The sequence below is a fragment of the Dactylosporangium sp. NPDC000555 genome (assembly GCF_040300025.1).
Classification (GTDB): Bacteria; Actinomycetota; Actinomycetes; order Mycobacteriales; family Micromonosporaceae; genus Dactylosporangium.
In genome coordinates this window covers 22,069-43,194 of the sequence record NZ_JBEPDB010000054.1, presented here as the reverse complement: position 1 = coordinate 43,194, position 21,126 = coordinate 22,069, and the positions used below count along the sequence as shown (strand labels likewise).

The 21,126-nt window shown below is 70.9% G+C and carries 20 protein-coding genes and 1 pseudogene; 18 read left to right on the top strand and 3 right to left on the bottom strand.

Annotation, left to right across the window (positions count from 1 at the left end; translation table 11 throughout):
* Window position 1 precedes the first annotated feature (1 nt).
* Genes ABT297_RS27925 through ABT297_RS27905 form a run of 5 tightly spaced genes read left to right on the top strand, consistent with a single transcriptional unit; the run spans window position 2 to window position 6,270 of the window.
* Complete coding sequence (locus ABT297_RS27925) at window positions 2-1,135, top strand: LLM class flavin-dependent oxidoreductase (RefSeq protein ID WP_350554892.1); 1,134 nt, start codon at window positions 2-4, stop codon at window positions 1,133-1,135.
* The gene (locus ABT297_RS27920) at window positions 1,132-2,334 is read left to right on the top strand and encodes an acyl-CoA dehydrogenase family protein (RefSeq protein ID WP_350554890.1); all 1,203 of its coding nucleotides are present in this window, start codon (window positions 1,132-1,134) and stop codon (window positions 2,332-2,334) included. Before ABT297_RS27925 ends, ABT297_RS27920 begins: the two co-directional genes overlap by 4 nt.
* Before the next feature lie 26 nt (window positions 2,335-2,360).
* On the top strand, window positions 2,361-3,560 hold the full coding sequence (locus ABT297_RS27915) for a GNAT family N-acetyltransferase (protein ID WP_350554888.1): 1,200 nt from the start codon (window positions 2,361-2,363) through the stop codon (window positions 3,558-3,560).
* An 8-nt stretch (window positions 3,561-3,568) separates the two neighbouring features.
* On the top strand, window positions 3,569-4,966 hold the full coding sequence (locus tag ABT297_RS27910; RefSeq protein WP_350554886.1) for an LLM class flavin-dependent oxidoreductase: 1,398 nt from the start codon (window positions 3,569-3,571) through the stop codon (window positions 4,964-4,966).
* On the top strand, window positions 4,963-6,270 hold the full coding sequence (locus ABT297_RS27905; protein WP_350554884.1) for an NtaA/DmoA family FMN-dependent monooxygenase: 1,308 nt from the start codon (window positions 4,963-4,965) through the stop codon (window positions 6,268-6,270). Before ABT297_RS27910 ends, ABT297_RS27905 begins: the two co-directional genes overlap by 4 nt.
* On the opposite strand, the gene ABT297_RS27900 is transcribed toward ABT297_RS27905, so the two are convergent.
* Complete coding sequence (locus ABT297_RS27900) at window positions 6,248-6,793, bottom strand: OsmC family protein (RefSeq protein ID WP_350554882.1); 546 nt, start codon at window positions 6,791-6,793, stop codon at window positions 6,248-6,250. The two genes, ABT297_RS27905 and ABT297_RS27900, sit on opposite strands and share 23 nt — an antisense overlap.
* A gap of 52 nt (window positions 6,794-6,845) precedes the next feature.
* On the opposite strand from ABT297_RS27900, the gene ABT297_RS27895 reads away from it, so the two are divergent.
* The 11 genes and pseudogenes from ABT297_RS27895 to ABT297_RS27845 form a co-directional block, all read left to right on the top strand.
* Entirely contained in the window at window positions 6,846-7,958 is a 1,113-nt protein-coding gene (locus ABT297_RS27895; RefSeq protein ID WP_350554880.1) for a helix-turn-helix domain-containing protein, read from the top strand.
* A gap of 242 nt (window positions 7,959-8,200) precedes the next feature.
* Window positions 8,201-9,814, top strand: coding sequence for an ABC transporter substrate-binding protein (locus ABT297_RS27890; RefSeq protein ID WP_350554878.1), 1,614 nt, complete (start codon window positions 8,201-8,203; stop codon window positions 9,812-9,814).
* 2 nt (window positions 9,815-9,816) lie between these two features.
* Entirely contained in the window at window positions 9,817-10,773 is a 957-nt protein-coding gene (locus tag ABT297_RS27885) for an ABC transporter permease (RefSeq protein WP_350554876.1), read from the top strand.
* On the top strand, window positions 10,770-11,642 hold the full coding sequence (locus ABT297_RS27880; RefSeq protein WP_350554874.1) for an ABC transporter permease: 873 nt from the start codon (window positions 10,770-10,772) through the stop codon (window positions 11,640-11,642). Before ABT297_RS27885 ends, ABT297_RS27880 begins: the two co-directional genes overlap by 4 nt.
* Window positions 11,643-11,651: 9 nt before the next feature.
* Window positions 11,652-13,379, top strand: coding sequence for a dipeptide ABC transporter ATP-binding protein (locus ABT297_RS27875; RefSeq protein ID WP_350554872.1), 1,728 nt, complete (start codon window positions 11,652-11,654; stop codon window positions 13,377-13,379).
* 2 nt (window positions 13,380-13,381) lie between these two features.
* On the top strand, window positions 13,382-14,632 hold the full coding sequence (locus ABT297_RS27870; protein WP_350554870.1) for an acyl-CoA dehydrogenase family protein: 1,251 nt from the start codon (window positions 13,382-13,384) through the stop codon (window positions 14,630-14,632).
* Between the two features lie 23 nt (window positions 14,633-14,655).
* Complete coding sequence (locus ABT297_RS27865) at window positions 14,656-15,699, top strand: LLM class flavin-dependent oxidoreductase (protein ID WP_350554868.1); 1,044 nt, start codon at window positions 14,656-14,658, stop codon at window positions 15,697-15,699.
* Window positions 15,700-15,731: 32 nt separating this feature from the next.
* The gene (locus ABT297_RS27860; RefSeq protein WP_350554866.1) at window positions 15,732-16,649 is read left to right on the top strand and encodes an LLM class oxidoreductase; all 918 of its coding nucleotides are present in this window, start codon (window positions 15,732-15,734) and stop codon (window positions 16,647-16,649) included.
* Window positions 16,650-16,665: 16 nt separating this feature from the next.
* Window positions 16,666-17,958, top strand: coding sequence for an NtaA/DmoA family FMN-dependent monooxygenase (locus tag ABT297_RS27855; protein WP_350554865.1), 1,293 nt, complete (start codon window positions 16,666-16,668; stop codon window positions 17,956-17,958).
* A gap of 20 nt (window positions 17,959-17,978) precedes the next feature.
* On the top strand, window positions 17,979-18,491 hold the full coding sequence (locus tag ABT297_RS27850; RefSeq protein ID WP_350554863.1) for a flavin reductase family protein: 513 nt from the start codon (window positions 17,979-17,981) through the stop codon (window positions 18,489-18,491).
* A gap of 57 nt (window positions 18,492-18,548) precedes the next feature.
* Window positions 18,549-18,785: pseudogene (locus tag ABT297_RS27845) on the top strand (hypothetical protein); the annotation flags it as partial.
* Here the strand turns inward: ABT297_RS27845 and ABT297_RS27840 are convergent.
* Complete coding sequence (locus tag ABT297_RS27840; RefSeq protein ID WP_350554861.1) at window positions 18,739-19,200, bottom strand: hypothetical protein; 462 nt, start codon at window positions 19,198-19,200, stop codon at window positions 18,739-18,741. The pseudogene ABT297_RS27845 and the gene ABT297_RS27840 overlap by 47 nt on opposite strands.
* A gap of 177 nt (window positions 19,201-19,377) precedes the next feature.
* Between ABT297_RS27840 and ABT297_RS27835 the strand changes: the two genes are divergently transcribed.
* Complete coding sequence (locus ABT297_RS27835; protein WP_350554859.1) at window positions 19,378-19,890, top strand: hypothetical protein; 513 nt, start codon at window positions 19,378-19,380, stop codon at window positions 19,888-19,890.
* A 15-nt stretch (window positions 19,891-19,905) separates the two neighbouring features.
* Window positions 19,906-20,508, top strand: a complete 603-nt coding sequence (locus ABT297_RS27830) for a class I SAM-dependent methyltransferase (protein ID WP_350554857.1) — start codon at window positions 19,906-19,908, stop codon at window positions 20,506-20,508.
* Window positions 20,509-20,517: 9 nt separating this feature from the next.
* Here the strand turns inward: ABT297_RS27830 and ABT297_RS27825 are convergent, their stop codons facing one another.
* On the bottom strand, window positions 20,518-21,021 hold the full coding sequence (locus ABT297_RS27825) for a P-loop nucleotide/nucleoside kinase family protein (protein WP_350554926.1): 504 nt from the start codon (window positions 21,019-21,021) through the stop codon (window positions 20,518-20,520).
* Between the last annotated feature and the right edge of the window lie 105 nt (window positions 21,022-21,126).

Below are 21,126 nucleotides of genomic sequence, written 5' to 3'. Positions count from 1 at the left end.
CATGCCGATCCATCTGCACTGGTACCTGCCCACCAACGGCGACAACCGCGACATCGTCGGCTCCGGCGACGGCTCGCAGAAGACGCTGGCCGCCGTACGGTCCGGATTCCGGCCGCCGTCGATCGAATACCTCGGCGGCATCGCGCGAGCCGCCGAACAGCTCGGCTTCGAAGCCGTCCTCACTCCGACGGGCACGTGGTGCGAGGACGCCTGGATCACCACCGCGGCGCTGGCCGGCGTCACCACCCGGCTGAAGTTCCTGGTCGCGTTCCGCCCCGGCCTCATCTCACCGACCCTGGCCGCCCACCAGGCGGCGACCTTCCAGCGGATCTCGGGCGGGCGGCTGCTGCTCAACGTCGTCACCGGTGGCGACTCCACGGAACAGCGCCGCTTCGGCGACCACCTAGATCATGACCAGCGGTATGCCCGGACCGAGGAGTTCCTCACCGTCCTGCGCGGTGTGAGCGACGCCGCCGAGCCGTTCGACTTCCACGGCACGCACTTCGACATCGAGCAGGCCTCGATCCCGTTCGCGCCGTACGCCCCGCCGGCGATCTTCTTCGGCGGCGCCAGCCCGACGGCGGAAACGGTGGCGGCGCGGACGGTCGACACCTATCTCGCCTGGGGCGAGACGCCCGCGCAGATCGCGGAGCGGCTCGCACGCCTGCGCAAGCTCGCCGAGGAGGCCGGGCGGACGCTGTCGTTCGGCATCCGCTTCCACGTGCTCAGCCGCGACACCTCGGCGCAGGCGTGGGCCGAGGCGGACCGGCTGCTGGAGCGGATCGACAACTCCCGCATCGAGCAGACCCAGCGGACCCTGGCGGCCAGCGAGTCCGTCGGGCAGCGGCGGATGCTCGCGCTGCACGGCGGCGACCGGCGCAACCTCGAGATCTACCCCAATGTCTGGGCCGGCTACGGCCTCGTCCGCGGCGGTGCCGGCACGGCGCTCGTCGGCAGCCACGAGGAGGTCGCCGATCGGATCGCCGAGTACCACGACCTCGGCATCGACCACTTCATCCTCTCCGGGCAGCCGCATCTGGAGGAGGCCTACTACTTCGCCGAGGGCGCCGCCGCCGAGCTTCGCAGCCGCGGCCTGCTCGCCCCCCACCCCAACCGGAATGGAGAAGCAGCATGACCAAGCCCACGATCGCGAGCTCGACCTCACCGCTGTTCGTGAAGGCCGAGCCCTCGGCGTACTTCAGCGACGAGGACTACCAGCGCTTCCACGACCGCGCGGCGGGCTACGACCGGGAGAATCGGTTCTTCGCCGAGGACTTCGAGGACCTGCGCGCGCGGGGGTATCTGCGGGCGGCCGTCCCGGCCGAGCTCGGCGGCGGCGGGCTCAGCCTCACCGCCGTGTCGCGCGAGCAGCGGCGCCTGGCCTACTGGGCGCCGGCGACCGCGCTCGCGGTCAACATGCACCTGTACTGGACCGGTCCGGCCACGGCGCTGACCGGCACGGGGGTCGAGGACCTGGGCTGGCTGCTGCGTGCCGTCGCGGACGGCCAGGTGCTGGCCGCCGGGCACGGCGAGCGGGGCAACGACCTGGGCCTCGACGACTCCGTCACCGCGGCGGTCCCGCAGCCCGACGGGTCCTACGTGGTGACCGGCCGCAAGACGTTCACCTCGCTCTCCCCGGTGTGGGACAAGCTCGGCATCCACGCGCGCGACGACTCCGATCCCGAGCACCCGCGCATCGTGCACCTGTTCGTCGATCGCGACGCGGCCGGCGTCTCGACCGAGAAGACCTGGGACGCGCTCGGCGTCCGGGCCACCGCCAGCGACGACACGCTGCTCGACGCCGTCCGCGTCCCGGCCGACCAGGTCGTCGGGGTGCATGAGATCGGGCAGGCCTACCCGCCGTACGTCGCCGGGATCTTCCAGTGGTACCTGCCGCTGGTCGCCAACGTGTACTTCGGGATCGCCCGCCGGGCGCTGGACCTCGCCGAGCTGACGGCACAGGAGCGCAAGTCGCTGGCCCTGCCGGGCAAGACGCACGCCGACAAGCCCGCCGTCCAGCGGCAGCTGGCCCAGGGCGAGATCCTGCTGGACGCCGTGTGGTCGCTGCTGGAGCGGGCCACCGCCGACCTCGACGCCGGGGTCGATCACGGCGACTGGTGGACCCCGCGGCTGTTCGCCGTCAAGGAGTTCGCCGTCACCACCGCCCGCCAGGTGGTGGACATCGCCGTCCAGGTCGTGGGCGCGTCGTCGGTGAGCCGGACCAACGAGCTCGAGCGGCTCTACCGCGACGTGCGCACCGGGAGCCTGCACCCGCCGAACACCGACCTCGTCCTCGACGTCATCGGCCGGACCGCTGTCCGCCGCCTGCCCTGATCCGCGCCGTCCGAGAGGCGATAGTCATGAGCATCGACATCCGGCCGCTGACCACGCCGGAGGAGGTCAACGCCGGCTTCCGGGTCTTCCTGCGTGCGATGGTCGGCCTGCCGTTCCGCGACCTCGACGCCACCGAGCTGACCGAGCCCGGCCGCTACCTCGGCGCACTGGACGGCGACGTCGTCGTCGGCAGCGCCGACTCGTACACCGGCTGGCTGGTCGTCCCCGGCGGTGCGCGGGTTTCGCACGCGGCCGTGACCCACGTCGGGGTTCTGCCGACCCACCGGCGCCGGGGCATCGTCAGCGATCTCATCGCCCGGCAGCTTCGGGACGCGGCGGCCCGCGGTGAGGTCGTCGCCTCGCTGCGCGCGTCGGAGGCCGTCATCTACGAGCGCTTCGGCTACGGCGTCGCCACGTCGGCCCAGTCTGCCCGGGTCAGCCTGCGGCGAGCGGCGCTGCGCGCGGAGGTCCCGGCCGGCGGCTCGATCCGGCTGGTCGACCGGTCGGTCACCACGCAGCTGCTCGACGGCATCCACGCGCGGGCGGCCTGGACCGGCGCCATCCACCGGCCCGACGGCTGGTGGCGGCTCCAGCAGATCCAGCGCGACGCCGACTCGGTGACCCACTACGTGGCCGTGCACAGCACGGACGGCACCGACGACGGATACGCGATCTACCGGCCGGAGAACACCGGCGCCTGGTTCACCAGCCCGGAGAAGACCGTGACGGTCACCGACTTCGTGGCGCTGAACGACAACGCCCGGGCCGGCCTGTGGCGCCACCTGCTCTCGCTCGACCTCGTGGACGTCGTGGCGTTCGACGCGCTGGCGCTGGACGACGTGCTGCCGCTCGCGGTCGTCGACCGCCGATCGGTCGCCCTGGGGCCGGCGCACGACGAGACGTGGCTGCGGCTGGTCGACGTCGAGGCGGCGTTGCGGGCCCGTGGGTACGAGGGCGAGGACACCGTCGTGCTCGAGGTGCGCGACGCGCTGCTGCCCGCCAACGACGGCAGCTACGAGATCGGCGCGAAGTCCGTGTCGCGCACGAGTGCCCCACCCGACCTCACCGTCGACGTGGCCACCCTGGCCGCCGCCTACCTCGGTGGCACGAGGTGGCGCCATCTGGCCGCGACCGGCCGGGTCACCGTCCACTCGCCGGAGGCGGTCCGCCGCATCGACGCGCTGTTCGCGGTCGACACGCTGCCGTTCGCCGGCACCATCTTCTAGGACTCACCATGAACCATGACCCGTTGATCCTCTCGGCGTTCACCATGTCCACGGTGTCGCACGGCAACACCGGCCTCTGGCGTCATCCGGACGACCGGACCGCCGGCTACACCACGCTGCCGTACTGGGTCGACCTGGCGCGGCGGCTCGACGCCGGCGGCTTCGACCTGCTGTTCATCGCCGATGCCGTCGGGCAGCTGGACGTCTACGGCGGCAACGCCCGCGCGGCGCTGGCGCACGGCGTCCAGACGCCGGTGACCGACCCGCTGCTGGCCGTTTCGGCGATGGCGGCCGCCACCGAGCGCCTCGGCTTCGGCGTCACCGTCTCGACGACGTATGAGCACCCGTACCTGCTGGCCCGCAAGTTCAGCACGCTGGACCACCTGACCGGCGGCCGGATCGGCTGGAACATCGTCACGTCGCTGCTGGACAGCGCGGCACGCAACATCATCGCCCGCGACCGGCAGATCGGCCACGACGAGCGGTACGCGATCGCGCAGGAGTTCCTCGAGGTCACCTACAAGCTGTGGGAAGGCTCGTGGGAGGACGGCGCGGTGCTGCGCGACCGGGAGCGGGGGATCTTCACCGACCCGGACAAGGTGCACGACATCGGCCACGCAGGCAAGTACTTCTCGGTCCCCGGCGCCCACCTCGTCGAGCCGTCACCGCAGCGCACACCCTTGCTGCTGCAGGCCGGAACCTCGCCGGCCGGCCGGGTCTTCGCCGCCCGCAACGCCGAACTGGTCTTCGTCGCCGACCCCCGGCCCGAGGTGCTCCGGCGCAACATCGCCGACATCCGCGCCCAGGCGGTCGGTCTCGGGCGCCGGCCCGAGCACATCAAGTTCATCACCTCGGTGACCGTCGTCGTCGACAGCACCGACCAGGCCGCGCAGGCGAAGGCGAACGACCTGCGCCGCTTCCGCGACACCCGCGGCGGCCTGGTGCTGCTCTCCGCGCTCAGCGGCGTCGACTGGTCCGAACACGACCTCGACCGGCCGATCGAGCAGTTCGAGACCGACGCCAGCCGCTCCGTGCTGGCCGCCGTCGATGATCCCACCGTCCGGCGGCGGGTCACCCTGCGCGAATACGTCGACGGGCTCAGCGGCTTCGGCGGCGAGGTCCTGGTGGGCAGCGCCACGACCGTCGCGGACGCGCTGGAGGCGTACGCCGAGACGACCGGCGTGGACGGCTTCAACTTCGTCTACCTCACCACGCCCGGCAGCTTCGACGACCTGGCCGAGCACCTGATCCCCGAGTTGCGCCGCCGCGGCCGGGCCCGCGAGCACACCGACGCCCGCACGATCCGCGAGGCGATCTTCGCCGGCGGTCCGCGGCTTCCACACGACCACCCGGCTGCGGGCTACCGCCGGCTGCCCGTGACCAGCACTTCAGGAGCGTCCCGATGAGCCGTCAGCTGCACCTTCTGTTACTCGGCAACCCAAGGTTCGGCAGTTCGTGGCGCTACCCGGGCGTCGTCAACGGACCCGCCGCCGTTCTCGAGTCGCTGATCGAGACGGCCAGGACCGCCGAGCGCGGCACCTTCGACGCCATCTTCTTCGCCGACGCCCTGAACTACGGGCCCGAGGCCGCGTGGCCGCACAAGGCGACCGAGGACTTCGAGCCGTTCACCACCACGGCGGCGCTGTCGCGGGAGACCGAGCGGCTGGGCCTGGTCGTCACCGGCTCGGCGACGTTCCAGGCGCCGTACCACCTGGCGCGTCAACTGATCTCGCTGGACCACCTCAGCGGCGGCCGGGCCGGGTGGAACGTGGTGACCAGCTTCGCCGAGGCGGCGGCCGCCAACTTCGGGGACGCGGGGGTGCTCGCCCACGACGAGCGGTACCGGGTCGCGGCCGAGACCATCGAGGTCGTCCAGAAGCTGTGGGACTCGTGGGGCCCGGACACGGTGGTGGAGGACCGGGCGGCCGGGGTCTACAACGACCGCCGGAAGATCCGCGTGCCCGAGCACAAGGGAGAGTTCTTCGCCGTCAGGGGTCCGCTCGGCGCCGCGCCCTCACGGCAGGGCCGGCCGGTGATCTTCCAGGCCGGGTCGTCGACAGCCGGGCGCGCGTTCGCCGCACGCCACGCGGAAGTCATCTTCACCGGGCAGGGCGACTTCGACCGCGGGCGCGCCTTCGTCGAACAGATCCACCGCGAGGCGAGCTCGTCCGGGCGGGAGACGCCGCCGCTGGTGACCCCGTCGCTGGGCTTCATCGTCGGCTCCACCGAGCAGGAGGCGACCGACCTGGAGCGCACGCTCTTCGAGCAGTTCATCCCCGAGTACCAGATCGGCTGGCTTCAGGAGGTCGACATCGACCTGACCGGCGCGGACCTGGACGGGCCGGTGCCGCTGTCGGCCTTCGCGGCGTCGACGGAGACCCACCAGACCGCGCTCGCCGGTTATCGGGCGCTGGCCACCGAGGGCAACCCGACCGTACGCGAGTTCCTGTTCCGCACGGTCACGGCCTTCGGCGCCCGCGTCGCCGGCTCGCCCGAGCGGATCGCCGACGAGATCGAGCGCTGGTACGCCGGCCGGGCCGCCGACGGCTTCATCCTCTCGCCGTCGGGGCTGCCGGGGCAGCTGGAGGCGTTCGTGGACCACGTCGTGCCGATCCTGCGCGCCCGTGGCCTGTTCCGGCACGAGTACCAGGGCGACACGCTCCGCGACCACCTCGGGGTACGGGCGGTCAGGACAGCTCGACGATCGTGATGACCGGGGTCGCGCGGTTGATGGTCTGCGCCACCGGCGAGCCGGCCAGGGCGCGGTCCCAGATGTCGCGCAGCGTGTCGTCGTCCGCCTCACCGGACATGGTGGCCCGCACGTCGATGCCGCGATAGCCCGGATTGCCGGCGGACTCGATGCCCGCCCACCGCAGGACGTTGTCGAACGTGCCGGACACGTGCACCACCAGGGAGGTGAGCCGGACGTTTTGCACCGTGGCGTGCATGACGACGCCGGCGATGAGGCACCCGGCGATGGAGGCGAGCAGGTACTCGTGCGGGGTCGGGGCGGTGTCGTCGGCGGCGACGTCGCCGGGCTGGTCGAACGCGATCTCGTGCCCGCGGACGGTCGCCCTGCTCTGGAACCCGGTCAGCCAGGTCGCCTCGATGTCCCACGGCCCGCTGAACTCCCGCACCCGCCGGGCGTCGCTGAGCTGCTCCATGATCAGCGCACGGTTCTGCGCGGGGATACCGTTGATGTCGCGTCCCAGGGCCGGCTGGCGTGCTGTCATGACCCCAACGTTAGTGTGCAGCTGTTGGCCGAATGCGAACAGAAGGCTGCGGGTGGCGGTGGGCGGCGAGGACGACGGGCGGGTCGCCCTGTTCGGCATCCCGCAGCTCGACCAGCTCTTGCAGGGGCTTTTCTGGGGCGAGAACGTCTTCTGGGCGCTCGACGGCGACGACGCTGGCATGGCCCGGTTCGCCGAGGGCGTGCTCAGATGCATCGCCCGGGCGCCGTCGTTCGCCCGGCGCATCGTCGTCGACACGCAGCCGCGCCGGTGGACGGCGCCGGACGGCTTCGAGTACTACCCGGCCGGCATGGGCCTGCACGACCTTGTCGCGGACCTGAAATCCGCGACGGACCGTCCCGGCGGGCCGGGCGTCGTGCTGGCGATCAATCTGCGCGCCCTCGCCCGGGACGATCGAGCGGCCGCGCGGGCGACGGCTCAGCTGGGCCACTTCGCGCTCCAGCACGGCGTGGTGACGCACTGGTTCGATGCCGCATCGGACCAGAACTCTGGAGTGCAGACGCTGGCCCAGTGCGTGATCGAGGCGCGGGCCGGTCATCTGCGCATCGAGCGGGCGGATGGCCGGCGCTCGCAGGTCCGCGGCGCCATGCTGCCCTACCGGCTGGGGGAGGAGGGCCTGACGGTCGAGGCCACCAGCGCGGCGTCGCTGCTGGGCCGCGGCCTGCGCTCGATACGCCACCAGCGCGGCTGGACCCAGGCCCACCTCGCCGAGCTGGTGGGGGTGTCGGCCAGCGCGATCTCACAGGCCGAGCGCGGCCAGCACGCGCTGTCGCTGGAGACGGTGCTCGAGCTCTCCGACAAGCTGGGCATGTCGGTGGACCACCTGCTGCGCGGCCGGCCGCCCTCGTACGAGCTGGCCCGGGCCGACGGGCGGGTGGGCGGCGCGCCGTACCTCATCGACAGCGAGTCGCTGGGCCTGCGCACGACCGTCGTGCGGATCCCGCCGCGTGGCGCCGCCGCGCCGGCGTTCCGGGCCGACAAGGCGCAGGTGCTGCTCGTCGCCGTCGGGCTGGTCCAGGTGGTGCTGCCGGCGGCGCGGCCCATCCTCCGGCAGGGCGATGCGCTGACCGTGCATCAGGCGGGCGTGAGCAGCTGTCGCAACCTGGGCGACGACGAGGCGATCGTGTTCTGGCAGGAGCACGACTAACTTCAGTTCTACTTTAGTTGCTCATCGAATGACCGAGATCTCAAGAGGTTGACTTAAGTTTGAGCGACATGCCATCCTCGGTTGGTATTCCTACTTCTCCGGTATGCATAACAGGTAATCCGACCTCGGACAACGCCGATCTCACGGCTTGATCTCCGGCCTGCGTGGCCACCCCTCAGGCGCCCGTACCGCATCGCAGCGACGACGCGTGCGCCCATGCTCCACGAAAGGATCGACCAGCCATGGCCATATCCCAGCGCTCACTGCTCGCCTGGACCGCCGTGACCACCGGCGCAGCCCTGCTGCTGGCCGGCTGCGGCTCCAGCTCCGGCTCCGGGTCCTCGGCGGCCGCGGACTCCAAGCCCCGCGACGGCGGCACGCTCATCGTCGGCCAGTACCAGGAGGTCACGCAGTTCGACCCCAACCGCCAGTACTCGTGGGAGACCTGGCGGATCGACCGCAACATCTACGAGACCCTCGTCAACGAGGATCTGTCCTCGCCGACCGGCATCCCGAAGATCGTGCCCGGGCTTGCCACCTCGTGGACGGTCAGCCCCGACGCCACCACCTACACCTTCAAGCTGCGCCAGGGCGTCAAGTTCACCGACGGGACGCCGTTCGACGCGCAGGCCGTGCAGTTCAACGTGCGCCGCTTCACCGACCCCACCTTCCAGTACTACGACAAGGTCAGCGCCGCGACGATGGGGCTGGTCTACGCGGATCTCGCGTCGTTCAAGGTGATCGACGACTACACCGTGGAGTACGTCTTCAAGCACCCCTTCCTCGACTACCTGCGGCAGATCCCCAACAGCGGCAACGCGGCGTCGGGCATCTTCAGCCCGGCCGCCCTGCAGAAGCACGGCCAGGACGGGCTCGCCGACCACCCGGTCGGCACGGGACCGTTCAAGTTCCAGGAGCGGGTGCGCGGCGACCACACCACGCTGGTGCGCAACCCCGACTACTGGGGCGCCCGGCCGCACCTGGACAAGGTGATCTTCAAGCCGATCGGTGACGACCAGAGCCGCGTCGCCGCGCTGCGCAGTGGCGCCGTCGACCTGATCAGCCGCGTCCCACCGGACTCGGTCGCGACGCTGGAGAAGGCCGGCTTCGCGGTGCCGGAGAACAAGAACGTTCCCCAGATCATCTACTACAACTTCAACTACACGAACCAGTATCTGCAGGACAAGCGGGTGCGGCAGGCGATCATCCACGCCGTCGACCGCAAGACCCTGGCCGAGAAGATCTACAAGGGCTACGCGGAGCCGGCGACCTCGATCATCAACCAGGGCAACGAGGCGTACGACGCGTCCGCGGTCGACTACCAGTTCGACCCCGAGGCGGCCAAGAAGCTGCTCGCCGACGCCGGCTACCAGCCCGGCGAGGTGAAGTTCACGATCCTGACCGACACCACCGGACAGCCCACGGCGGAGTTCATCCAGCAGCAGCTCAAGGCGGTCGGTATCGACGCCTCGGTGGAGTCGTTCGAGTGGATCACGTACGGGACGCGCTCGGCCAACCTCAAGCCGACCGACGGCATCAACCTCGGCGAGTGGGGCTACATCGCCCCCAACTGGGTCAAGATCGCGCACAACTACAGCGTGGTCAACCGCAACGGGGACAAGTACTCCGACACCAGCGCGGCGACGAACAGCGCGATCGAGGCGGCCGCGCACAACTCAGACCCGGCCAAGTCGAAGGAGCTGTGGCAGGCGGCGGCGCAGACCTGGGCCAAGGACGCCACGATCTTCCCGCTGATCTCCTTCAACCGTTACTACGCGGTCGCGCCGCGCGTCGGCGGGTTCGTCTGGCCGCAGCAGGACCACTACGACCTGTCGCAGATCTGGGTGGCGAGCTGACGATGGCGCGCCGGATCCTGTGGCGGCTGGCGAACCTGGTCCCGCTGCTGTTCGGGATCAGCCTGCTGGTGTTCTTCATCTCCAAGGCCGGCCCGGCTGACCCCGTCAAGAACGTGCTGAGCGAGAAGATGTCGCCCGAGCAGATCGAGCAGATCCGCCAGGCGTACGGGCTCGACCAGCCCGCCTGGAAGCAGTACCTGCTCTGGCTGCGGGACATGTTCACCAACGGCGGCGGCATCTCGCTGAGCGTGCGCAGCCCCGTGTCGGGCATCGTGTTCCCGGCCTTTCTGAACACGCTCATCCTCGGGGCGGCGACGACCGTGGTCGCCGTCGCCCTCGGGGTGCTGATCGGCTTCGTCTCAGGAATCCGGCACGGCCGGCTCATCGACCGGGCGGCGATGCTGCTGGTCCAGGTCGGCAGCAACCTGCCGATCTACTGGTTCGGCCTGATCGTCATCTGGCTGACCGCGGTCCAGTGGAACTGGCTGCCCCCGGGCGGTATGCACGACCTGCGCGGCGACGGCGGCTTCGGCGACCTGCTGCTGCACCTGATCGCCCCCGCCTTCGCGGCCTCCCTGGTGTCGATGCTGATCATCGCCCGGTTCGTCCGGGCGGCGGTCATCGAGAGCGCGGGATCGGACTACATCCGCACCTACCGGTCGCAGGGCTTCGGGCGCGCGGCGATCCTGGGCAAGCACATCGGCCGCAACATCCTGCCGCCCATCGTCAACACGACCGGGCTCACCATCGGCTCGGTCATCACCGGCGTGGTGTTCGTCGAGACGATCTTCTCCTGGCCCGGTCTCGGCAGCGTGCTGCTCAACGCGATCGCCGGCAGCGACTACCCGGTGATCCAGTCCGGCATCCTGCTGGTCGCCACGACATTCGTGGTCGTCAACCTGATCACCGACGTGCTGCTCGACCTGCTCAACCCGCGGCTCAGGCACGGTGGCGCATGACCACGACAACAGCCGAGGTCCGCACCGGCGCGCCGCCACGACTGCGGCGGTCCGCGGCCGCCCGCTTCGTCCGCAACCGCGAGGCGTTGCTCGGGCTGGTCGTCCTGATCGTCGTGATCGGCATCTCCGTGCTGGCGCCGTGGCTCGCCCCGTACGACCCGAACGCCGGCGATCCCGAGAACGTGCTGGCGCCCGTCGGCTCGGCCGGCCACCTGCTGGGCACCGACGACCAGGGCCGTGACGTGCTCAGCCGGCTGCTGCACGGCGGCCGGGGCGCGCTGGTCGTCTCGATCGTGTCGGTCGCGGTGGCGCTGCTGATCGGGACGGTGCTGGGGCTGTACGGGGCGTTCGCCGGCCGGCGCACCTCCGGGGTGCTGATGCGGATCATCGACCTGATGTTCGCGTTCCCGGTGATCCTGGTCGCGCTCTCGCTCGCCGCGGTTATCCACCCCGGACCGTGGGTGCTGATCGGCACGGTGGTCTTCGGCGCCGTGCCGTACGTGACCCGCATCGTGTTCGCGGAGGCGAGGATCGAGCGGGAGAAGGACTACGTGGAGGCGGCGCGCTCCCTGGGCGCCTCCGAGGCCACCATCCTGCGTACCGAGGTCCTGCCCAACCTCCTCTCCTCGGTCGTGATCTACGGGACCAGCCTCGTCGGCGTCAACATCGTCTTCACCGCGAGCCTGAGCGCGCTGGGCCTCGGCATCCAGCCGCCCAGCCCGGACTGGGGCCGGATGATCTCCGAAGGCGCCAAGGTCCTGGTGACCGGCAACCCCGGCGTCGCCACCTTCCCCGCCATCGCCATCCTGCTGGTCGCCCTGGCCTTCAACTGGCTCGGCGACGGCCTGCGCGACGTCCTCAACCCGTGAGGTGATCCGATGACAGCCGTGCTCACCGTCGACGGCCTGCACGTCGACTTCCAGCTGCCCGGGGCGGTCGTGCACGCCGTTCGCGGCGTCGACCTCGAGGTCGGTCCCGGAGAGGTACTGGCCCTGGTCGGCGAGTCCGGATCCGGCAAGAGCGTCACCGCGGCCGGCATTCTCGGCCTGCTGCCGCGCAACGCCCGGGTGACCGCGGGCAGCATCCGCTTCCAAGGCACCGAACTGGCGGGCCTGGGGGAGCGGCAGCTCAACGTCTTCCGCGGCGCCGGCATCGGCATGATCTTCCAGGACCCGGTGACCTCACTCGATCCCTCGTTCACGATCGGCAGCCAACTGGGTGACACCGCTCGCCTGCACCTGCGGGTGCCGCGCAACGAGGCGCTCGAGGTGAGCCGGGCCTGGCTCGACCGGGTCGGGATCGGCGACCCCGACCGGGTGCTGCGGTCCTATCCGCACGAGCTCAGCGGCGGCATGCGGCAGCGGGTCATGATCGCCCTCGCCGGACTGTCGGGCCCGAAGCTGCTCATCGCGGACGAGCCGACCACCGCGCTCGACGCCACGGTCCAGAAGCAGATCCTCGACCTGCTCCTCGGCCTCGCCGGCGAGGCCGGCACCGCGGTCCTGCTGATCACCCACGACTTCGGCGTCGTCTCGCACACCAGCACGCGCGTCGCGGTGATGCGTGAGGGGACGATCGTCGAGATCGGGCAGACCGCGCAGATCCTGGGCGCGCCGTCGCATCCCTACACCCGCACCCTGATCGACTCGGTGCCCGAGATCGGGCAGCGCCATCTCCAGGACGGCCAGCAGCGGCGGCTGCTCGGCGCCCCGGCGGCCACGGCGCGCGTACGCCTCAGCGAACGAATCGAAGCCCCCCGGCCGCCGGCCGACCGCCCGATCCTGGAGCTGCGCGAGGTCACCAAGGAATTCTCGATCGGCGGGCTCGGCACCGGACGGCACCGGTCGACCGTCCGCGCGGTCAGCGAGGTCTCCCTCAGCGTGCGCCGCGGCGAGATCTTCGGGCTCATCGGCGAGTCCGGCTCCGGCAAGTCCACGCTGGCGCGGCTGTCCGGCGCCCTGCTACCGCTCACCGCGGGCTCGGTCACGTTCGACGGCGCCGACGTCGGAACGGCCGGCAAACAGGGCCTGCGGGACCTGCGGCGCCGGTTCCAGTACGTTTTCCAGGACGCCGCCACCGCGCTGAACCCGCGGATCAGGGTAGGCGACCAGATCGCCCGGCCGCTGCTGCGGCTGGGAAAGGCGACCGGCCGCCGGGAGGCCATCGAGCTGACCCACCGAGCGCTGGAGCTCGTCGGCCTGAACGCCGGCTACGCGGACCGGTATCCGCGCGAGTTCTCCGGCGGGCAGCGGCAGCGGGTGGGTATCGCCCGCGCCATCGCCCTGGAACCCGATCTGCTGATTCTCGACGAGCCGACCTCGGCGCTGGACGTCTCCACCCAGGCGGCCATCATCAACCTCCTGCTCGACCTCAAGGACGAGCTCGACCTGACCTACCTGTTCATCGGCCACAACCTGGCGATCATCGACTTCGTCTGCGACCGCATCGGCGTCATGCGCCAGGGCTCGCTCGTCGAGACGTTCCCCGCCGATGAGCTGTTCTCCACCGATCGGCAGCCGGCCACCCGCGCCCTGCTCGACGCGGTCCTGCCCGTCCGGTCCCGCCGGCGCGAAGACCTCCTCGCCCCCTCCACCATCAAGGACTGATCATGACCACGACTGACGCCCCCGCCGGGCGGACCTACCTGCGTCCCGCCACCGCCACGGCCGCCGAGCTCTCCGAGCGCTTCCAGCCGCTCTTCGACCGGATCGCCGAGGACAACGTCGCCCGGGAGACGGACCGGATCTTCCCCCACGACCAGGTGCAGTGGCTCAAGGACGCCGGATTCGGCCGAGTCCGCATCCCGGTCGAGTTCGGCGGTTTCGGCGCCTCACTGGAGCAGACCTTCGCATTGCTCGCGGATCTCGCCGAGGCCGACGCCAACGTCTCGCACGTCTGGCGCAACCACCTCGCCTTCGTCGAGGACCGGCTCAACGCGGCGCCCTCGCAGACCAACGACCGGTGGATCCAGCGGTTCCTCGCCGGTGAGTTCGTCGGCGGCGGGTGGACCGAGGCCAACAACGGCACATTCGCCAACCTCAAGACGACGGTGCGCAGCAACGGCGACGGGTGGCTGGTCAGCGGCGCCAAGTTCTACGCCACCGGCAGCCTCTACGCCGACTGGCTCGACGTGCTCGGCAAGGGCGACGGCGACACCGTGCTCACCGCCCTCGTGCGCCGCGACGACCCGGGGGTGCGGCTGGTCGACGACTGGAACGGCTTCGGCCAGCGGACCACCGCCAGCGGCAGCGCGACGTACACCGACGTTCCCGCGGCGCAGGGCGACGTCTTCCCGGCCGGGGAGCGCTTCGTCTACCAGGGGCACTTCTACCAGACCGCGGTGCTGTCCGTGCTGACCGGCATCACTCGGGCGGCGCTGCGCGACGGGACCCGCGCGCTGAAGGCCCGCGGCCGCAACTACCCCCAGGCGCTCGACCCCGACCCGACCCGCGACGCTCAGCTGCTGCAGGTCGTCGGCCAGCTCTCCGTGTACGCCTTCGCGGCCGGGGCGGCGCTGCGGGCGGCGGGACACGCCATCGACCTGGTCGCGGCGGCCCACGCCAGCGGCGACGAAGTGCTCCGCAAGCAGCGGATCCTGGAGGCCGAGGTGGCCACGGTGCAGGCGCAGCTGGCCATCATCGACGCCGCGCTGCAGGCCACGACGACCGTCTTCGACGCCCTCGGCGCGTCCGGCGTCTCCGAGACGCTGCTGCTCGACCGGCACTGGCGCAACGCACGCACCCTCGCCTCCCACAACCCGCGGGTCTACAAGGCGCGCATCCTCGGCGACTGGATCGTCAACGGCGCCGACCCGGTACCCGACCTGACCTTCACCCACCGCGGCGGCCAGGGCAACTGACCCGTATCGCAGGAGCTGCACACATGTCACACCGGCCGCTTCGCCTCGGCTTCGCCCTCAACTTCCGCACGACCTCGCGCGCCATCGAAGACGTCGCGCGGGTCTATGACGAGGTCATCGACACCATCGCGTACGCCGAACAGCTCGGCATCGACAGCGTGTGGGTCGGCCAGCACCACTTCGACAACACCGACGGCCCGTTCGCCTCGCCGCTGCCGTTCCTGGCCGCGGCGGCCACCCGAACCTCGCGCATCACACTCGGCACCGGCATCACCACCCTGCCGCTGGAGGATCCGCTGCGCCTCGCCGAGGACGCGGCGGTCGTCGACGCGCTCACCGGTGGCCGGTTGCACCTCGGGCTGGGCACCGGCGGCGCCAACCTCGAGGGGTTCGCGGCGTTCGGACAGTCGGCCGACCAGCGGCACGCCCTGTTCGACCGGAAGGTCGCGGCGCTGCACGCGGCGCTCGACGGCCGGCCACTGGTGCCCGGCGCCGACGCGCCACGGCTGTACCCGGACGGCACGCGGGTGCGACGACACCTGTGGCAGGCCGCGACCAGCATCGAACAGGCCACCGCCGCTGGCCTGGCCGGCGACGGGCTTCAGCAGGGCGCCTTCTTCGACCCAGCCGACACCGGCCAGGCGCCGAAGGTCGCGGCCCACCTGGAGGCGCACGAGCGCGCCCACCCCGACGAGGCCCCACGGGTCGCGATCTTCCGGTTCGTGTACGCCGGACGCGACAAGCAGACGGTGCTGCGCGAGGTGGAACCGGTGCTCGGGCCGCGGCTGCAGGCGCTGGCCGACCGGGCGGCGTTGAGCGGCAACCCGCGACTGCGCGGCCTGAGCGTGCGTGAATACCTCGACCTCGTGCCGTTCTACGGCTCCGCCGACGACATCGCCGAGCGGGTCGGCACCGACCCGGCGATCGCGGCCGGGGCCACGGACTTCGTCGCCAACTTCTCCTACCGCGACGACTTCGACGCGGCCAACGCCCGAGCCCGGCTGCACGTCCTGGCCGCGGAGATCGGGCCGGCGATCGGGTGGCAGCCGGCCGGAGCCCTGCGATGACCCGTGCCGCCCCACCAGCGAAGGGAAAACCGATGCCCGCCCCGTACCTCGCACTAGGCCTCGCCGGGCCGCACCTCAACGAGCTGACCGGCAGCGCCGACCTGCTCGCCCGATGGGACGCGCTGCCGATCGCGTTCACCGTCCTGGGAATCGACCGGATCGACGGCCGCGGCCCGGCGCCCCTGACGCTGGACAGCAGCGCCGTCGGCGCGATCCTCGCCGGCCGCACGAGCCGGGCGCGCTTCCTCGTCGTCGCCAGCCCGCAGCGCGACCACCCATACAACCTGGCACGCCGGGTGGCATCGCTCGGGCACCTCTCCCGGGGGCGCAGCGGCGTCCTCTTCGGGGTGGCGGACGCGTACGCCGCACCCGGCCCGGACGCCACCGGCGCCTGGGGCGGTGCCGGACTGGGCGTCGGCGCGCCGCTCACCGCGGCGACGGCGCTCGACACGGCCCGCGCCGTCCGGGCGCTCGAGCAGAGCTGGCCCTACGACTCCATCATCGGCGACCGCGAAACCGGCATCCTGGTGCAGTCCGACCAGATCGTCCACATCGACCACGACGGCGCCTACCACATCACCGGCCCGCTGAACGCTCCGGAGCCCGCCACCGGCGCCTCGCTCATCGCCTGGTACGCCTCCACGCCGGACGACGTCGTCGCCGCCGACTCGGCGCCGGTCGACCTTGTCGTCGGCGTCGGCGGCTCCGTCCGCATCGCGCCCCTGGGCCTGCGGCCGGCGGACAGCGACGCCGGCGGCGTCCTGCTGCGGCCGACCCTCGACCAGAGCCTGGACGAGGTGCTGACCGAGGCCGAGCGGTTGCTCGCCGACGGCTTCACGCCGGTGACGCCGGGCGGACCGCTGCGCGCGGCCCTCGGCCTGGCGACCCCGGCGCGCCCTGCCGGCGGCCGCGCCGCGTTTCCCGTACCCGAACCCCAGCCCTCCCTGTGACCCCGGAGCAGACACCATGACCGATCGCCGTACGGGACACGTCATCCTCGGCATCAACGTGCTCGTCCTCGGCTACCTGCCGGCCGCGTGGCAGTCGCCGCTGCTGAAGAAGGACTCCTTCGTCGACCCGGACTACTGGGCGGGCATCGGCCGCACGGCCGAGCGGGGAACGCTCGACGCCATCTTCCTGGCCGACGGGCCGGTGCTCGGCGATCCCGCGTACGACGCCAACCCGATCCGGCTCGAACCCACCGTGAACTGGGGCTACGTCGCCGCCGCGACGCAGCGCGTCGGTCTGGTGTCCACGGCGTCGACGACCTTCAACGACCCCTTCGAGCTCGCCGAACGGCTGCTCTCGTGGGACACCCTGTCGGGCGGCCGCGCGGGCTGGAACATCGTCACCACCCGCGGCGCGCAGGCCGCCCGCAACTTCGGCCTGGCGGACGTGCCGCTGCGCGACGACCGGTACGAACGGGCCGCCGAGTTCGTCGACGTCGTCACGGCGCTGTGGGACTCGGCCGCGACCGGCCACGACGTCCACCACCACGGCGACTTCTTCCACGTCGACGGCCGGCTCCGCGTGCCGCCCTCCGCTCAGGGCCGCCCCGTGCTGCTGCAGGCGGGCGGATCACCCAAGGGACGGGCGCTGGCCGGCCGGGTCGCCGAGGGCGTGTTCGCGGCCGAACTGACCAAGCAGAAGGCGATCGAGCACTACCGTCTCGTCAAGCGCCTCGCGCGCGACAACGGCCGCTCGCCCGACGACGTGAAGATCCTTCCCGGTCTGCTGCTCAGCCTCGGCAGCACCGAGGAGGAGGCCAAGCGGCGCAGCGACGAGTTGCACGACGCCGGCCCGGCCTCCTACTCGATCCAATGGCTGTCCCAGTCGATCGGGTACGACGCCTCGAAGCTCGAGCTCGACGAGCCGTTCCCCGAGGAGGTCCTGGCCGCGCCCGCGGACACGCAGACCTTCCAGGGCAGCATGGGGTTCCGCGAGTCGATCGTCACCCAGATCCGGCGCACGAACCCGACCGTGCGCGAGTACCTGAAGCAGACCCGCTACACCGGCTCCGGCCACGCCGGCTTCGTCGGCACGCCCGAGCAGCTCGCCGACCACATCGAGGACTGGTTCCACTCGGGCGCGATCGACGGCTTCAACCTCCAGCCCGATGCGCTGATCGACGGCCTCGACGTGATCGCCGACGAGCTCGTGCCGATCCTGCGCAAGCGCGGCCTCTACCGGCACGAGTACGAGACCGACACCCTCCGCGCACATTTCCAGGCCGCTTCGCCGACACCCCACCTCGACTGATCCCCTGAGAGTTGATCGACATGCCCCAGCTTTCCCAGCCCTTCCCCACCAACCAGGATCTCGACCCGGTGCGCCTCCGCCAGGCGTTCGGCATCTTCCCCAGCGGCGTCGTCGCGGTCGCCGCCCAGGTCGACGACGCCCTCGTCGGCCTCGCGGCCAGCTCCTTCACGTCGGTCAGCCTCGACCCGCCACTCGTGTCGTTCTCCGTCGCCAACGCGTCCAAGACCTGGCCCGACCTGCGGCGCGCGGCGCACCTGGGCGTGACGATCCTCGCCGACCGGCACGGCGGGCTGGCCCGCCAGCTCGCCGGCCCACCCGAGTCCCGCTTCAACGACGTCGAGGTCCTGCTGAGCGAGCACGGCGCGCTGACGCTGCCCGACGGGCTCGCGCAGTTCGACACCACGATCTACCGCGAGGTGGAGGCGGGCGACCACACGATCGTGCTGCTCCGGCTGCACGCGGTGCAGCACGCCGACCACTCGCTGCCCCTGGTCTTCCACCGCAGCGGCTTCGGTTTCCGCAGCGAACGGTGACACGGAGGTCCTATAGTCACGCGGTGCACGTGGAGCAGGTTCGGCAGGCAGATGCGTCCGCTGGTGCTTGCCATCTTCGTGGGCGACGAGGTTGCCGCCTTCGACCACAAGGTCGTGACCGCCTATCGCTGGCCCGTTGACGAGTTCTCCGGGCGACTGGCGCGCGCCGGCTTCACGGAAGTCGAGCGCCTGCAGCGGCCCAGCGAAGGCGCTCACCGACCGCACGCCGCCGTCGCGGCAGTCGCGGTTACTTGCGAGCCAGTTGCTGCGTCAGCAGCTCCAGGCCGCTCTTGATCAGCTGTCCGTAGTCGTCATCGCCGAGCGCGCCGATCCCGGCCTGCGCCTGTTGGAGGTGCTCCCGGGCCAGGCCGAGATCGCCGAGCCTGCGGTAGCAGTCAGCCAGGTTGAGGTGCAACGACGGAAACAGGCCGTCCGCGGACAGCGTCACCCCGGCCTGCGCCGCCCGGTCGTCGGTGAGCAGGCCGGCCGCCGCCAAGGCCCGTTGGTCCCAGACCAGCTCCTGGTGGACATCGTCCTGCACATCGGCCATCGAGTGCGCGAGCACACAAACGTGCAGCGGATCCCCTTGCTCCCCGCCGATCTCCTCCCAGATCTCCGCGAACACATGGCGAGCAGCCTCACGCTGCCCCTGACCATGGTTCAACGCCACGCCCTCGCCGATGCGAAGGATCGTCGGATCGGTGATCATCAACAGTCCTTCATCGGCACGACTCGCAATGGTGACATTTCGCCACCGTACCCGGTGCGACGGTTCGCGTGTTGCCCAACCACTTGCCGGGTGTGGCACGAATCCAGGATCAGTCCGGGTCGGGATGCCTCTACCGTCAGATGCGTCAACCGAACGCCCGCTGCCGGGAGGTACACCATGAACCGCAGGACCGTCCGCCTTTCGATGGCCGCCACCGCGATCGCGCTCACCGCGTTGGGTGCCACCGGCTGCTCCTCGGACACCGCCGAAACACCGTCCGACTCGTCGTCGATGGTGCCGGCCGGTGCCACCTCGTCGCTGAAGCCGAGCCCGACCAAGAACAGCAAGTCGAGCGGCGCGACCAAGATCGTCGAGTTCAAGATCGTGCAGCAGCCCAAGTGCCCCGAAGGCACGGCCGTGTTCCGTGCCGAGGCGGTACCGGTGATCATCAAGTGGAAGGTCACCGGCGCGACCGGCGTGGGGCTGTCGGTGGACAACCCGGAGCTGCCCGGAAGCTACGGCAACTACCCGGCCACCGGCACCGAGACGTTCACGTTCTCCTGCGGCGGCCCGGTTGGCAGCGTCGAGACGCACACCTACACGATCACCACGACCGGCGGCAAGCAGACCAAGCGCGCCGAGGTGAAGGCGTCCGCGAAGGTCATGGACACCGGTATCGGCGGCAACTGATTCCGGCGACGACACATGGAACTGGTTCGGCAGGCATATGCGTCCGTCGCGGGTCTCTACATCGAGCTGTTCGGTACGAGCGAGCGGGTCCACGCCGACGATCTGGCCATCATCGGGCGGCATCTGGTGGGCCGGTCCGGCACGGTGCTCGATCTGGGTTGCGGGCCTGGGCATATCACCGGTTACCTTCGCTCGCTGGGCGTCGACGCGACGGGAGTCGACATGGTCCCCGAGTTCATCGCCCATGCGCGGGCAGCCCACCCGGGCGGCAGCTACCAACTCGGGTCGATCGAAAATCTCGCCGTTGCCGACCACTCCATCTCCGGCATCCTGGCCTGGTACTCGTTGATCCATCTGCCGCCGCAAGACCTCGACGGCGTACTCGCCGAGTTTCGGCGAGTACTGGCTCCGGGCGGAACGTTGGTGCTTGGTCTCTTCGACGGTGACGAGGTCGCCGCCTTCGACCACAAGGTCGTGACCGCCTATCGCTGGCCCGTTGACGAGTTCTCCCAGCGACTGGCGCGCGCCGGCTTCACGGAAGTCGAGCGCCTGCGGCGGCCCAGCGAAGGCGCTCACCGACCGCACGCCGCCATCGCGGCAGTCGCGACCGAAGGGTGAGCTGATTCGTTACTGGCTTTCCGCGAGTCGCCGGTAGGTCGCGTCGATGACCGTCTCCAGCGGCGCGTAGGTGTCGATCAGGACGTGGCGGTCCGTCCACGGCTCATAGGCGGAGGCCCGAGATTCGACGTGGTCCCAGGTCGGCTCCGGGAGGTGGCGCAACCCTCGCCGTCGGCTCTCCAGGCGGCGCCGATGCTCCTCCCGATTGGAGCAGGTGAGCAATACGAATCGCAGCGCGACGGCCGCACGTTCGGCCGCACTGCGCCAGGTCTGGCGGGCTGGTTCGCTGTCGTTGACGGCGTCAATGACGACATCCCAGCCCAGGGCCAGGTTCTGTTCGGCGGCAGCCCTGGTCACCTCGTATGCCGCGACGCCGGTCTCCCAGCCGGATGGCAGGCCGGCGCCGAGCATGGCGTCCTCGGCGGCGTCGATGGACAGATGCACGGCATGCAACCTGGCGGCGACACCGGCGGCCACGGCGGTCTTGCCGGTGCCCGGTAAGCCGGAGATCACGATCAACACACCCCAGCGTACTTGGGTTACCCAGCCGGCGAAGCGTGCGGTCGCTCGACCACGCTCGTACCGCGAACCGGACGCCCGACACGTCCGACGTGCCGC

Excerpts from the sequence above, each read along its gene's own strand:
- ABT297_RS27880 (WP_350554874.1), top strand. The coding sequence starts at position 10,770 with ATGACCACGACAACAGCCGAGGTCCGCACCGGCGCGCCGCCACGACTG.
- ABT297_RS27925 (WP_350554892.1), top strand. The coding sequence starts at position 2 with ATGCCGATCCATCTGCACTGGTACCTGCCCACCAACGGCGACAACCGC.
- ABT297_RS27890 (WP_350554878.1), top strand. The coding sequence starts at position 8,201 with ATGGCCATATCCCAGCGCTCACTGCTCGCCTGGACCGCCGTGACCACC.
- ABT297_RS27840 (WP_350554861.1), bottom strand. The coding sequence starts at position 19,200 with ATGATCACCGATCCGACGATCCTTCGCATCGGCGAGGGCGTGGCGTTG.
- ABT297_RS27885 (WP_350554876.1), top strand. The coding sequence starts at position 9,817 with ATGGCGCGCCGGATCCTGTGGCGGCTGGCGAACCTGGTCCCGCTGCTG.
- ABT297_RS27875 (WP_350554872.1), top strand. The coding sequence starts at position 11,652 with ATGACAGCCGTGCTCACCGTCGACGGCCTGCACGTCGACTTCCAGCTG.
- ABT297_RS27920 (WP_350554890.1), top strand. The coding sequence starts at position 1,132 with ATGACCAAGCCCACGATCGCGAGCTCGACCTCACCGCTGTTCGTGAAG.
- ABT297_RS27915 (WP_350554888.1), top strand. The coding sequence starts at position 2,361 with ATGAGCATCGACATCCGGCCGCTGACCACGCCGGAGGAGGTCAACGCC.
- ABT297_RS27855 (WP_350554865.1), top strand. The coding sequence starts at position 16,666 with ATGACCGATCGCCGTACGGGACACGTCATCCTCGGCATCAACGTGCTC.
- ABT297_RS27850 (WP_350554863.1), top strand. The coding sequence starts at position 17,979 with ATGCCCCAGCTTTCCCAGCCCTTCCCCACCAACCAGGATCTCGACCCG.
- ABT297_RS27835 (WP_350554859.1), top strand. The coding sequence starts at position 19,378 with ATGAACCGCAGGACCGTCCGCCTTTCGATGGCCGCCACCGCGATCGCG.
- ABT297_RS27905 (WP_350554884.1), top strand. The coding sequence starts at position 4,963 with ATGAGCCGTCAGCTGCACCTTCTGTTACTCGGCAACCCAAGGTTCGGC.
- ABT297_RS27910 (WP_350554886.1), top strand. The coding sequence starts at position 3,569 with ATGAACCATGACCCGTTGATCCTCTCGGCGTTCACCATGTCCACGGTG.
- ABT297_RS27900 (WP_350554882.1), bottom strand. The coding sequence starts at position 6,793 with ATGACAGCACGCCAGCCGGCCCTGGGACGCGACATCAACGGTATCCCC.
- ABT297_RS27865 (WP_350554868.1), top strand. The coding sequence starts at position 14,656 with ATGTCACACCGGCCGCTTCGCCTCGGCTTCGCCCTCAACTTCCGCACG.
- ABT297_RS27860 (WP_350554866.1), top strand. The coding sequence starts at position 15,732 with ATGCCCGCCCCGTACCTCGCACTAGGCCTCGCCGGGCCGCACCTCAAC.
- ABT297_RS27870 (WP_350554870.1), top strand. The coding sequence starts at position 13,382 with ATGACCACGACTGACGCCCCCGCCGGGCGGACCTACCTGCGTCCCGCC.
- ABT297_RS27830 (WP_350554857.1), top strand. The coding sequence starts at position 19,906 with ATGGAACTGGTTCGGCAGGCATATGCGTCCGTCGCGGGTCTCTACATC.